Genomic DNA, 12,712 nt, shown 5'->3' with positions numbered 1-12,712 from the left:
ATTACTACGTGGTTTAATGCTCGGGTGATCAATTCTCTCTATATTAATTATATTAGCTCAAGGGTATTCCACTGTGAAAACGAAACACCTTATCTTGCTGAGAAATTAACTGTGCTTCTTGTTGGCCAATGTTGTTCACTCTTTGTTGGAGCTCTTGTTCATCGATGATCATATTGGCTAAGCTCAAATAGTCTTGATAGTGGCGGGCTTCAGAGCGCAATAATGATATATAGAACTGGCCAATGGCCTCCGGTAAAAGTGGTGCAAGCATAGCGAAACGCTCGCAGGAGCGCGCTTCGATATAAGCCCCAACAATCAGTTTGTCGGCTAGGGCTTGAGGCTCAAAATGACGAACTTGCGACATTAGGCCCTTGGCATAACTACCTGCAGGGAGATTTTGGTAGTGAATGTTAAACTGATGCATGATAGAAAAAACCTGTTCAAAGTGGTGCAGTTCCTCTTTAATTAGCAGCCGCATTTTTTCAATCAATGCTATTTGAAAATCAGATAGTTGCCCCTCTGATCTAGTTTCTGCTTTGGCACTTAATGTTGATGTTCTGTGTGCAGAATTATCGCTGTGGCTGCCTAAGAGCTCTTGTATCTGAGACAATAGCTTTTGGTCAAACTTGCACCGCTGCATTAAAGCCGAGGTTGTAAGAGCTGCGTTTAGTTGCTCGTTATTGGCTTTGTCTATGCCTAACGGAAAGAACCAATCAATAAATACCTGAACAGACCAGCGACCCGCCCGAAAAATAATGAACTCATAGGGAGCTAGCAATGCTTTTATTTCTTGTTGAATCAATGGCTGATTAGCGCCTGCATACTTGAGCATTAGTTTGCTTGCGGTGGCGGCCGCTTTCCACTCTGCATTTGCGTGATCGATTAATAAAACCTTTAAGTTTGCGGGCTCTTTAGCCATAACAAGCCATTGCTTAGGTGTAGAGCAGTATAAAAAATTGTTAATGGGTTCGAGCAGCGCGGAGTAAGGCATTGGCAAATTTAGTGTATTCACTTCAAGTTAATGAAGTTTCACCCATTTGGAGTCTTGTTTTCAAGTACTTGATCAGTACACTTAATGGCGGTTTTAACTGGGACAGTGAAAATGGAACAAATTAACCAGCATTTCGATAAACTATTAGACCCTTTAGCACGCTTAGATGAGCTGTGTGCCAAGCTACCTTGTGGTGATAAAAAGACTCGCCTGCTAGACCAAATTGCCGCTATTAAAGAACAAAACGAACAGGCAAAACGTGAGTTAAAGGCTTTCTTATCTAATTAGTTGTTGCGTTAGCAGCGCTAACATCGAGACTTTCTAAAAGCACTGCTCTCGGTTTCCCGTCTAAATCTACCTCTTCTATTTGTTGCTCTTCCGTTTGTTGAGCTTTAGTCGAGTTTTCTTCGATAGAATTTTTATCAGCTGTACTTTCTTCAATGACCGCTTCGTTATCAATTACGGGTGGTATTTCTATATGCTGTTGTAACAAAAACTGCTGCTGTGCTTGGTTGAGTGCTTTGGCGGAATGCTGATTGAGCAAGGCACGAATTAGCGTCAAACTCATATCAAAATCAGACTCAAGGTATTGTTGGCGAGCACTGCTTAAACGTAGCTTTTGTTTTAACTCCCATGTTTTGGCTAAGTTTTCTTGGCTTAGCGCAGGCATTGTGGGTTTTGCAGGCTTATTGCTGTTACTAATGGTTGTAGTCAGCTGTTTGCTTACTTTGTCTAATTGCTGGTTAGACTGATACCAGCCATTGGCTAGAACTACCGCCACTACGCCAAGTATCCCAACAAGCGCTGGCATTAATATCTTTTTTAATCGTTTGGTTTCTTTAATTTGTGCCTGTTTGGCAATCGCTACGCTAAGTTTTTGAATATAGAACTGTTGTTGATGAATGGTTTTTTTTAAGGCAAGGACTTGCTTGTTCGAATCATCCAAAGATTGCTCTATGGCAATCGCGCCTTCGCCTAACAACAGTTTTTGATAACTGGTTTTAATTAAAATCATCAACTGGGCAGAGCCGCCTTTGTCGGGGTGGCAGCGGCTGGCGAGTTGTTTGTAGCGAGTTTTTATTTGCTCCTCGGTAGCATTTTCCGGGAGATCAAATAATTGAAAGTGCGTGGTCATGGTTTAGTGTTACGTTTACTGTCCCTGTTAGCTGGCCTAAGCATACAAAGTTTTTTGAGTTTTGTCCTTTGAATAAAGCGACGGTTTGGCTAAAAGCCTGCATGGAAATCAGTTACACTTTGCCGATACTACAAAAGGTAAGCTGTATGACATATCAAACCGCATTTAACCAACAAGATTTTATGGCTAATTACTGGCAACAGCGCCCCTGTTTGTTAAAACAAGGCATGCTTGATTTTGTTGACCCACTTAGCCCTGAAGAACTTGCTGGCTTAGCGATGGAGGCTGATATTCAAAGCCGATTGGTAACATGTCACGAGCAGCAGTGGGAAGCTCATCTAGGACCATTCGAAGACTTTGCATTGCTGAGGGAGTCACATAGTTCGTTGTTGGTTCAAGGTGTCGACCATTGGCATAGCGAAGTGGCAAAACTAGCCGCGGCGTTTCAGTTTATCCCTAACTGGCGATTTGACGATGTGATGATTTCTTACTCTACCGTTAAGGGCGGTGTAGGACCGCATATCGATCAATATTGCGTATTCATCATCCAAGGACAAGGTAAGCGACATTGGCGTGTTGGCCAAAAGCAGATTCTTAAAGAGTTTGCCTCTCACGATAAGTTAAAACACTGCGAAGACTTTGTGGCTGAGATTGATGTGGTACTCGAAGCTGGTGATGTATTGTATATCCCACCGGGCTGCCCGCATGAAGGTTACGCGATAGAACCATCGATGAATTATTCGGTAGGCTTTAGAGCGCCAAATGCTAAAGATTTGGTAACTGGGTTTGCCGATTATCTTCTGCAACACGAAACCAGCTCACAACGTTTTGCTGATCCGCAGCGCCAAGAAACTAGCGAGTTTGGTCGCGTAGCCGAGAACGATACCTTAGCACTTAATAAACTGATGCAGTCTTTAATCAATTCTCCTCAAGCCAGTGCGCATTTTTTAGGTGAGTACCTTAGTGATTCATCACATAGTTCTGACATTGTTGTGCTAAGTGGCAGCGATCAAGAGCTAGCAATGAGTGATCTACGCCAATTGATGGAGCAGGGCGCTGAGTTAAAACGAACCGCGGGCATTAAGGCCTTGTACCTTGATGTATTGCCTTATGAGCTGTTTGTTGATGGGCAAAGTTATGCTGTGCCCAATTGTTCTTGGGCTTTAGCAAAAAACATGTGTGATAGTACCGTTTTAGACACTCACTCGTTGCGGGCATTTAACGAAGATGAACACCAGCTTGATTGGCTGTTAGAGCTACTCAATGCCGGCTATTGGTATTTTGACGAGCAATAGCTTTTAGCCAAATTATATTCGTTCTTTAGTTAAGTTTGACCAAAGCGTATCTGAGAATGAAAGTTGTTTAGAGCTCGCGAATCGCTAGCAGTTAGCGAGCTTTCTGGTAAAATCCCTCAGCAAATTAATGTTCCCCGTAAAAATCAGTGTGTAAGCCAGCTTGTTCGTTGATTTTTCGCTCTTAAATAGAGGACTGTTTACCATGAGTCTTGCTGATAAAGTATTAGCAGTGAATAACGATTTACCCATTCGCACCGACGCGCCCGTTCATAGCGGTAAAGTACGTTCGGTATATTGGCTAACCGAAGCTGATAGTAAACGACTCATTAAAGAAAAAGCTTATGATGTTGCTGCCGACACACCACTAGCAATTATGGTAATCAGCGACCGAATTTCAGCCTTTGATTGCATATGGCACGGCGAAGAGGGCCTTAAAGGTGTACCTGGTAAAGGTGCTGCACTTAACGCAATTTCTAACCATTGGTTTAAGCTTTTCAAAGAGCAAGGCTTGGCCGACAGCCACATTCTGGATATTCCTCATCCCTTTGTTTGGATTGTTCAAAAAGCACGCCCGGTAATGATTGAAGCGATTTGTCGTCAATACATTACAGGCTCTATGTGGCGTGCTTATGAGAAAGGTGAGTGTAACTTCTGTGGTATTGATTTACCGGAAGGGCTACAACGGGATCAAAAACTACCAGAGATTCTCATTACCCCGTCTACTAAAGGTATTCTTAAAGGGATCCCTGGCGTGCCAGAAGCCGACGACGTAAATGTAACGCGTAAAAATATCGAAGATAACTTCGCAGCATTTAACTTTAAATCTGCTAACGATATCGATGTTTACGAAAACCTACTTAAACAAGGTTTTGGTGTAATTAGTCAGGCATTAAGCGATATCGACCAAGTATTTGTTGATACCAAATTTGAATTTGGCTACGTGACCGATGCTCAAGGCCTGGACAAGTTGATATACATGGATGAAGTTGGCACACCTGACTCATCACGTATTTGGGATGGCCCAAGTTATCGTGAAGGTAAGGTTGTCGAGAACTCTAAAGAAGACTTCCGCCAAACCTTACTTAGCTACTTCCCAGACCCAGATATTCTGTTAAACAAAAACCGTATGCCAGAGCGTGAAGCCTTAGCGCGAGATAACGATTTGCCGGTTGAAGTATTAATGAAAATATCTGAAACCTATACAGGCATTGCCGAAAAGATCACTGGTTCGCCAATCACCATTGGCGACAATCCAAAACAAGAAGTGATTGATATTCTTCGTAAAGATTACGATTTAATCGTTGATTAGAACGATAGTGCAAATTTAGAGAGCAAGGCAATGCCTTGCTCTTTTTTATTGTCTTCTCTTAACCAAGCTGTTCTAGTGCGTTAGTTAAGGCCGTTTCATCTTGCTTAAATACTGCTTCAGAAATCTCGCTTACCTGCTGGTTTAGTTTATCCGATGCGAACTTCTCTGCTCCAAATGCGAGCTGTTGTACTTGCTCTTGTGCCTCTTTCCATCTTTGCTGCTTGGCAAACTCTACAATGAGAGAAGAGCGGTTTTTGTTTTCGATACTAAATACATTTTTTAGCGCAAGCAAGTAGGGTTCATTACCTGCTTTTGTGGGCGAAGCCACAGCTTGGTTATCCGGCTTGGGTTTTGGTTCGCTAGGGCTTAAGCCGCTAAGGCTTTCAATTAAGCGAAGGTAGCTATATTCCGATAGAGCATGAGATGACAAAAGCTGCTCATCTGCACACAAGCCTTCTAATGCCTGCCCAAAATGTTGATTTAATACCAACACATCGCGGATATCGCTTTCAGTATTGGATTCGCTTATCAAATAGTAATGTAAGCCCGCTAAATCTGTGGCATCAAAATCCTTAGCGTTGTTCATTAATAGCAGTAAGCGAAGCTCAGGTTTGTACTGTTGTATTTGTTGAATACGGATCGGCGTGAGTTCACTACTTTCGAGTAACAAGTAATCAACTGTGCCGAGATTCTTAATCTGGTTATAAGCTTCTTGCCAAGCACGATGCTGCCATTTAATGGCAATGTCACCTATGTGAGTACTTAAGTGCTCAAAAAGGTGCTTTGATTGACTAAATGAGGCAATAGAGAAGTTGCTTGGTGTGTTTGGCTCATCTTCGGCCGATGCTGCAATGGCTACTTCAGCTAGGTCTTCGATAGTTTGCTGCTCTTCTTTATCGGAATGTCGCTGGAAGAAGCTCGACATTAAAAAGCTGCACAGTTGATGCTTTAAACAAAATAGTGGCTTAGGTGAAGAGTCGACTTGCGTTGGTGAAGGCAGTTGTTCTGCTACCAGCAATACCTTTAGCTTAATGCCTAGGTCTTCTAAGTCAAGGCTTCGCTCAGGTTTGTCAGTTATCACTGTTACCTTGTGATTGGCGGCCACATCTTCGATCTGTTTGAGCTCTACAAGCTCGGCAGATAAAAGTTGCAGTTGAATGCTGATACAACGGTGGAAAAACTCATCAGCAAAATCTACTGCGAAGTATTGCACCTCATCACTAGGGCTTTCTACCAATTGGTCCGATGCTACTGTTTCATAGTTTAAGCAAATACTTAACGAGTCTTGGTTTTGTTGCTGACGGCCATTGATTTGTTTTACTAAGGCTGCGCTAAGGGCAATGATTGATTGCTGTAAAGCACTTAATTGGCCGGCGTTTTCGCTATCCACAGAAAAGACTAATTGTTGATCTTCAACCTGCAACTGAATAAGCACTTGGCTGCTGGCTGGGTACAATGAGATCAAGTAAAGTTGCAGATCTAATATCGCAGTCAAATGAGCGCGATTAAACATGTATTGCGAGCTAACCTCTGGGCTAACTACCAGTGCCCAATGTAATTCTTTAGCTTGGTAAAGCGCCGAAAACTCACCGAGCCTCTGCTCAAGTACGTCTAGTACAGACTCCGCTTTAAGCTTTATGCTGGCTTCTTGCTGCTGCCAAGGCAAGCTGCGTATCAAGGTGTTTAAGCGTAGTTGCGCGTCCAAGCGCTCTCTATCCGAATGCTCATTAGGTGCTAGAAGCGAGGCCTTGTTAAGCTGGTTTAAGGCATCTAAACACCCTGCTTTAAGTGGGCTGTATAAATCGCTGGGCGTTAAATTTTGTAAAATTTGTTTAGGGTTTTGTTTAGCCTGCTGAGCTTGATTATTTTGGCTAATGGGATTGATGCTCACTAAGTACAAGCTGTCTTCACTAAAGGGCAGGGCAAGGTGGGTAGCCGCGTAGGTTTTTCCTGTTTTGTTTGCTTTAACTAATAGGCAAAACTCTTCAGGATAAGAGACCAATAACTCCATAAACTCGCCATCTTGAGTATTATCAAGGCTTGGTACTGAGTAGTGTTTATTTAAGTTAATGTTGATGAGTTTGGCTTTGCTTACGTTTAAGTAGTTAAGCCCAATTTTGCTAGCTTCGATAACATGGTTGTGTTCATCCACGATAAATGCGGCGTTATTAGCATGTTCTAGCAACGCTTTTTTCAAACTGTTAGCGCGGTTTGATAACTCAACCAGCTGCTTCACTTTTTGCTTGTCTTTTTTGTGTTGTGCTTTAGCTGTTTGTAACTCTTTGCTTAGCTTGGCATTGGTTATTTCCACCGCTGTTTTTGAGCTAGAGATAACAGGATCTTGTTTTGCCTGTTGCTTGTTGCTAACTGGCTTATTCGATGTTGGTTTTGCAGGGGCAGTGGTAAACATTCTGCTTACAAAAACACTGAGTAAGATTTGTAGCAACAAGATCCCAGCTAATAGCCGGAATACGACTAAACGATGTGGCAGCAACCAATGGTAAACATTGGTGGGGCTGGAAAACTCTATCTCGACCCAAGCGATAGGGTTAATTTGGGTAGAAGAACGCTTTTGGTTATCAACTTTAGCAGCCAGTTTGTTGGTTTGTTTGCCATCGTTTTGTTGTTTTTTGCGTGGCGTTCCTGCTTCTGCCATTACTGTGCGACTGCTTTGGTCGGTAACTTTTACATAGTTAACGCTGGGTGATTTTAACAGTTCTTCAGCCAACTCTTTAAGCACTGCTTTATTTTGAATATTAACCGCGCGCCGGGCACTAATTTCAAACAAACTTAGCGCGGTTGTCACTTCCTTCTCGGTGTTGGCTTTTTGCTGCTGATAAAGAAACGGCAACGCTAAGGCGGTGACACTGGCTACCACCAACAAGCAGATTAGGTTGATTAGTAAAGCTGACTTTAAACGAGTACTCACGGGCTTCCTTGCAAGTAAAAGGTATTAAAACAAAAAGGCGCAACCTGCGCCTTTAGTATTAAAATGCATAACCTAAACGTAGATAAATGCTGTCGAACTCAATTTTTCTAAAGGTTTTAGCATTGTCTTGATCACGCTTATAGTAGTTGTATCCACCACCAATATCCCAGCGTTTATTAAACGCATAGTTGATGCCTAGGTCTGTCATAAGCACCTCACCGTCGCCATTATTACCGTATTCACCGGTAAATGCGAGGTTCATTTTTGGTGTGAAATTGTAGCCAAAGGTGGCGTTTGCTAAAGGGTAAAATAACCACTCTTCATCGCCTTCCAGTTCTTTGCTAAAGCTTGAGTCGCGGTAAAGTGAAGCTTGCGCATATTGAATTAATAAACCTAAACCGGCTTTACCTATCCATTGCTTACCAAGCTGTAAATCGTATTGCCAATTAACTAAGTTATCCCAAACTTGGTATTGCGCGTAAACATCACCGCCGCCTTCTACTTTGCCTTGATCACGGGCTTCATAGGGCTGGGTAAGGTAACTAAAGCTATGTTGGTCGCTAGCAAACCACGTCCATCTTGCGGCTGCAGTAGTTAGGGTATCCTCTTGGCCAAATTCTATATTCTGCTCGGAAGCAAAGCTGCCAATATCATTAGATTTTAGGCGAGTTGGTCCCAGTAAAAAATCAAATTTAAACTTAGGGTCAAACGTTGTTGGTGGTTTTTTAGAGCGCGTTCCACCTTCAAAAAAGCCATTTGATAATGAAATTTGTAAACCTTTGGCATCGCCATCAACCATTGGGCTTACTTTAATGTCTTCATCGATGGGGTTAACAAAAAACAGGTTGCTCAAAGTAGCGATACTGGCACCTGCAATTACGTCATCCCAGTAGTGTTTATCACCGTGTACTCGGCTCCAGCCGGTGTATGCGGCAAGTGCGTAAGCGGGCACGCCCCAAGCTGAGCCATAACGAGTTTGGAAGAAAGATGCACCACTAAATGCAGCAGCGGTGTGACCAGAGGGAAACGAATTGTTAGTGGTAAAGTTAGGCCGGCGTTTGTCTACGGCAAACTTAATTCCATGGGTGAATATCATAGTAGTGGCGAATGACTTGGTTAGTTGCCAGCTACCTGCGGTATCACCTTTGGCTAAACTTACACCTAGGCCACCAAGGGGCAGTAGAATCTGAGTATAGTCACCAATTTGTACATAGGTATCTTCGGCGAGTGCATTGGTACTAAATGCAGATAGAATAGCGGCCGAGATTAAGCTGGTTTTTAGCTTCATTACTTTTTCCTTGTTCAAGTTAGCGATAAATCCTTTATCGCTAATACATCTTCATTAATATCATACGCACAGGAGTGCTGTTTGGTCTACTTGTAACAACTATTTGGTTACTAATATTAAGGGACAAAATCTGTCGCTTTTAATGAATTTTGTTTATCACGCTGTTACATTAGCGTCGCGTAAATTGAGTTTAGTGGAAGTTTAATGAAATACAGCCCCAGCATAGAACAATTGATTAAGTCGCTACAGGTATTACCCGGTGTAGGCCCACGTAGTGCCCAGCGTATGGCTTTTCATTTGTTAGAGCGCAAACGTAAAGATGGCTTACAGCTTGCTGCTAGCATTAGCAATGCAATGGACGTAATTGGCCACTGCAAGGTGTGTCGCAATTTTGCTGAGGAAGAATTGTGTCCTATTTGCCAATCGCCCAAGCGGATGAGTAAAGGGGTAATCTGTGTGGTTGAAACCCCAGCCGACGTTGCTGCTATTGAGCAAACCGCACAATTTTTTGGTAGTTACTTTGTATTAATGGGCCATCTTTCACCACTCGACGGCATTGGCCCTGGCGAGCTGCACTTAGATAAACTGGAACAGCGCTTCGCCCAAGAAGAGGTAGCAGAATTGATCCTCGCAACTAATCCCACCGTAGAAGGCGAGGCTACCGCTTACTACATCGCCGATATGGCCAAACGTTATCAAATTAAAGTATCAAGAATTGCTCATGGCGTGCCACTAGGCGGTGAGCTAGATAGCGTAGACGGCACTACACTTTCTCACTCCTTGATTGGTCGCCAACAACTCGATTAATAATTCCTTTTTTTAAGCTGTTAACCTTTGGAAATGAAATGGTACTGACTTCTTCGTTAGTAAGTGATACCGTGCTGATGTTTAACCTTAATTGTAATATGGTTAGACAGCATTAAACGGAAATATTCTAACTAGAAGGAACTATGAAGATGTTAAATAAGATAATTCTTATTGCAGTAGCATTAATGTTATCAGCTTGTGGCAGCTCCCCGTATAAATACTATGTTGAACCAACCCCAATAGTAAAAGGCAACACCCGATACCACGTTGGAGAAGTCAAAGTTAAGTTAAACTTAGGCCATGGCGCGCCTGAAGAGGGGACGTCGTTTGTATCTGAAGAAGAATTGAATCTACAATTTATAGAAGCTATTAATAAGCACTTAGCTGAAAATAACTTGATAGCAAACAGTGATTCGAAGGACTCATTTAAGCTGAATATAGATATCGACTACACTCGCACTTTTAATTACGGCGGCACATCTTTGAACAAACCCCAAGTTTCTCATATGGTTCAAATTGTTGGTGAGCAAGGTCAGTTGGCAAGTTTTAGTCAATCTAAATACACAACAAACTATGGCGGTTTTAAGGATGCTGCGGTAAATCTAGAAATTACTGCCGGTAACTGGGATGCTGAAGATGAACCCAAAGACATAGATCTTGTTTCAGCCATTATTGTGGAAGATTTAGCGGGCTTAGGTGAATAGTATCTAGGAGCATTCTTCTTCGCTATAACTCTCATCAAAGCTGGCTTAAATTAGCCAGCTTTTCAATCATACCTCAAACCGAATATCGTAATTAATCGCCTCCTTGTTACTTAAGCTTTTTAGCGTGAGGTCTCATAGCTACTAGTTTCTCGCTACATCCTAGAATATTTTTTCCTCATCTGCTTGAAATCAAAATTGGCTACCCCCATATCGTTTAGCAACTAACGAAGTATGTGTAAAAGCAAGGAAACAATAAGATGACTGATGCAGCTCATGCAGAAACTCATGGCTTTCAAACTGAAGTAAAACAATTACTCCAGTTGATGATCCACTCTCTATATTCAAACAAAGAAATTTTCTTACGCGAATTAGTCTCTAATGCAGCCGATGCTGCCGACAAACTGCGTTTTAAAGCTTTAGAAAATAACGCTTTATTTGAAAACGATGGTGACTTACGTGTACGTGTAAGCTTCGACCAAGAAGCTAAAACTATTACTTTGTCGGATAACGGCATTGGTATGACCCGCGATGAAGTTGTTGAGCATCTTGGTACTATTGCTAAGTCTGGCACTAAAGAGTTTTTTGGTCAGTTAAGTGGCGACAGCGCAAAAGACTCGCAACTAATTGGTCAATTTGGTGTTGGTTTTTACTCAGCATTTATCGTAGCCGATAAAGTAACCGTTGAAACTCGTGCTGCGGGTGCAGAAGCTAGCCAAGGCGTACGTTGGGAAAGTGCTGGCGAAGGTGATTACACCGTAGCCGACATTGCTAAAGAAGGCCGCGGTACCGACATTATTCTTCACTTACGTGAAGACGAACATGAGTTCCTAGATAGCTGGAAAGTTCGCTCTATCATCACTAAGTACTCAGATCATATTTCTATCCCAGTTCAAATGTGGAAAGACGAAACGCCTGAATCTGAAGGTCCAGACGGCGAAAAAGTTGCAGCAGTGCCAGGTGAATGGGAAGCTATTAACAAAGCAACTGCTTTGTGGACACGCGGTAAAAACGACATCTCTAAAGATGAGTACAACGAGTTTTACAAGCACATTTCTCATGACTTCGCTGATCCATTAACTTGGGCGCACAACAAAGTTGAAGGTAAGCAGGATTACACCAGCTTGCTTTACATCCCAAGCAAAGCCCCATTTGATATGTGGAACCGCGAGCGTCAACATGGCTTGAAGCTGTATGTTCAACGCGTATTTATCATGGACGACGCTGATGAGTTTATGCCGGGTTACCTACGCTTTGTGAAGGGTGTGTTAGATTCAAACGACCTGCCACTAAACGTATCACGTGAGATCCTTCAAGATACTAAAACAACCGCTAACTTACGTAGCGCTTGTACTAAGCGTGTTCTTACTATGCTTGAGCGCATGGCGAAGAACGATGCTGAGAAATACCAAACGTTCTGGGCTGAATTTGGCCAAGTGCTAAAAGAAGGTCCAGCAGAAGATTTCGCTAACAAAGATCAAATCGCTAAGCTACTGCGTTTTGCTTCAACCAATAATAGCGACAGTGCTGAGCAAAATGTTTCATTCGCCGATTACATCGAGCGCATGAAAGAAGGCCAAGACAAGATTTACTACGTAACAGCCGATGGTTACGCAGCCGCTGCTAACAGCCCGCATTTAGAAATCTTCAAGCGTAAAGGCATTGAAGTATTGTTAATGCACGACCGTGTAGACGAGTGGTTAATTAGTCACTTGCCAGAAGCCGAAGGCAAAACCCTTGTTTCGGTAACTAAAGGTGATTTAGACCTTGGCGACTTAGATGACGAAGAAACTAAGAAGCAGAAAGAGCAAGACGAAAGCGAATACGCAAGCTTTGTTGAGCGCATGAAAGAAAGCTTAGGTGATAAGGTTAAAGATGTTCGTTTAACTTACCGTCTAACCGATACGCCTTCTTGTATCGTTGTTGATGACAACGACATGAGCACTCAAATGCAGAAGTTGATGCAAGCGGTTGGTCAAGATGTACCTGATCAAAAATACATCTTTGAATTGAACCCTCAGCACGCTTTAGTTAAGCGCGTTGCCGATGAGCAAGACGAAGCTAAATTTGCAGAGTGGGCGAGCTTACTATTAGATCAAGCAACCCTTGCTGAGCGTGGTAGCTTAGAAAACCCTTCTGAGTTCATTAAGCGAGTTAACCAACTTTTAGCTTAAACATACTCTAGAGAATAAAAGGCAGCACTTGGTGCTGCCTTTTTTGTTACTTGCTGATTTGGGCGTTTTACCAAAAATAAAAC

Annotated in this window: 10 protein-coding genes; 6 read left to right on the top strand and 4 right to left on the bottom strand. The window is 42.6% G+C overall.

Annotated features, from left to right (window positions below; genetic code table 11):
* Nucleotides 1–52: 52 nt before the first annotated feature.
* Nucleotides 53–991, bottom strand: coding sequence for a tRNA isopentenyl-2-thiomethyl-A-37 hydroxylase MiaE (gene miaE / locus ACYFDN_RS05115; protein WP_483510478.1), 939 nt, complete (start codon nt 989–991; stop codon nt 53–55).
* A 111-nt stretch (nt 992–1,102) separates the two neighbouring features.
* Here miaE and ACYFDN_RS05110 point away from each other — a divergent pair, with 111 nt between their 5' ends.
* A complete protein-coding gene (locus ACYFDN_RS05110; protein ID WP_016401053.1) occupies nt 1,103–1,279 on the top strand; it encodes a hypothetical protein in 177 nt (58 codons plus the stop codon).
* On the opposite strand, the gene ACYFDN_RS05105 is transcribed toward ACYFDN_RS05110, so the two are convergent.
* Nucleotides 1,272–2,126 carry a J domain-containing protein gene (locus tag ACYFDN_RS05105; protein WP_483510186.1) on the bottom strand — a complete coding sequence of 285 codons (855 nt, stop codon included), beginning with the start codon at nt 2,124–2,126 and terminating at the stop codon, nt 1,272–1,274. The two genes, ACYFDN_RS05110 and ACYFDN_RS05105, sit on opposite strands and share 8 nt — an antisense overlap.
* A 146-nt stretch (nt 2,127–2,272) precedes the next feature.
* On the opposite strand from ACYFDN_RS05105, the gene ACYFDN_RS05100 reads away from it, so the two are divergent.
* Complete coding sequence (locus tag ACYFDN_RS05100; protein WP_483510185.1) at nt 2,273–3,421, top strand: ribosomal protein uL16 3-hydroxylase; 1,149 nt, start codon at nt 2,273–2,275, stop codon at nt 3,419–3,421.
* 202 nt (nt 3,422–3,623) lie between these two features.
* The gene (locus ACYFDN_RS05095) at nt 3,624–4,730 is read left to right on the top strand and encodes a phosphoribosylaminoimidazolesuccinocarboxamide synthase (protein ID WP_483510184.1); all 1,107 of its coding nucleotides are present in this window, start codon (nt 3,624–3,626) and stop codon (nt 4,728–4,730) included.
* Between the two features lie 58 nt (nt 4,731–4,788).
* Here the strand turns inward: ACYFDN_RS05095 and ACYFDN_RS05090 are convergent, their stop codons facing one another.
* Nucleotides 4,789–7,659, bottom strand: coding sequence for a hypothetical protein (locus ACYFDN_RS05090; protein WP_483510183.1), 2,871 nt, complete (start codon nt 7,657–7,659; stop codon nt 4,789–4,791).
* 58 nt (nt 7,660–7,717) lie between these two features.
* Nucleotides 7,718–8,947 (bottom strand): phosphatase PAP2 family protein, encoded by a 1,230-nt coding sequence (locus ACYFDN_RS05085; RefSeq protein ID WP_483510182.1) that lies wholly within the window; start codon nt 8,945–8,947, stop codon nt 7,718–7,720.
* A 204-nt stretch (nt 8,948–9,151) separates the two neighbouring features.
* Here ACYFDN_RS05085 and recR point away from each other — a divergent pair, with 204 nt between their 5' ends.
* The 3 genes from recR to htpG all read left to right on the top strand — a co-directional run bounded on the left by recR (nt 9,152) and on the right by htpG (nt 12,629).
* On the top strand, nt 9,152–9,754 hold the full coding sequence (gene recR / locus ACYFDN_RS05080; RefSeq protein WP_152782557.1) for a recombination mediator RecR: 603 nt from the start codon (nt 9,152–9,154) through the stop codon (nt 9,752–9,754).
* Between the two features lie 149 nt (nt 9,755–9,903).
* Nucleotides 9,904–10,458, top strand: a complete 555-nt coding sequence (locus ACYFDN_RS05075; protein WP_483510181.1) for a hypothetical protein — start codon at nt 9,904–9,906, stop codon at nt 10,456–10,458.
* Between the two features lie 257 nt (nt 10,459–10,715).
* Complete coding sequence (gene htpG, locus ACYFDN_RS05070; RefSeq protein WP_483510180.1) at nt 10,716–12,629, top strand: molecular chaperone HtpG; 1,914 nt, start codon at nt 10,716–10,718, stop codon at nt 12,627–12,629.
* Nucleotides 12,630–12,712: the final 83 nt, after the last annotated feature.

It is taken from the genome of Agarivorans sp. D1326 (genome assembly GCF_056958115.1).
The sequence above is the reverse complement of the archived record's forward strand: the minus strand, read 5'-3'. Positions and strand labels throughout refer to the sequence as shown.

Excerpts from the sequence above, each read along its gene's own strand:
- recR (WP_152782557.1), top strand. The coding sequence starts at position 9,152 with ATGAAATACAGCCCCAGCATAGAACAATTGATTAAGTCGCTACAGGTA.
- miaE (WP_483510478.1), bottom strand. The coding sequence starts at position 991 with ATGCCTTACTCCGCGCTGCTCGAACCCATTAACAATTTTTTATACTGC.
- ACYFDN_RS05110 (WP_016401053.1), top strand. The coding sequence starts at position 1,103 with ATGGAACAAATTAACCAGCATTTCGATAAACTATTAGACCCTTTAGCA.
- ACYFDN_RS05085 (WP_483510182.1), bottom strand. The coding sequence starts at position 8,947 with ATGAAGCTAAAAACCAGCTTAATCTCGGCCGCTATTCTATCTGCATTT.
- ACYFDN_RS05100 (WP_483510185.1), top strand. The coding sequence starts at position 2,273 with ATGACATATCAAACCGCATTTAACCAACAAGATTTTATGGCTAATTAC.
- ACYFDN_RS05075 (WP_483510181.1), top strand. The coding sequence starts at position 9,904 with ATGTTAAATAAGATAATTCTTATTGCAGTAGCATTAATGTTATCAGCT.
- ACYFDN_RS05095 (WP_483510184.1), top strand. The coding sequence starts at position 3,624 with ATGAGTCTTGCTGATAAAGTATTAGCAGTGAATAACGATTTACCCATT.
- htpG (WP_483510180.1), top strand. The coding sequence starts at position 10,716 with ATGACTGATGCAGCTCATGCAGAAACTCATGGCTTTCAAACTGAAGTA.
- ACYFDN_RS05105 (WP_483510186.1), bottom strand. The coding sequence starts at position 2,126 with ATGACCACGCACTTTCAATTATTTGATCTCCCGGAAAATGCTACCGAG.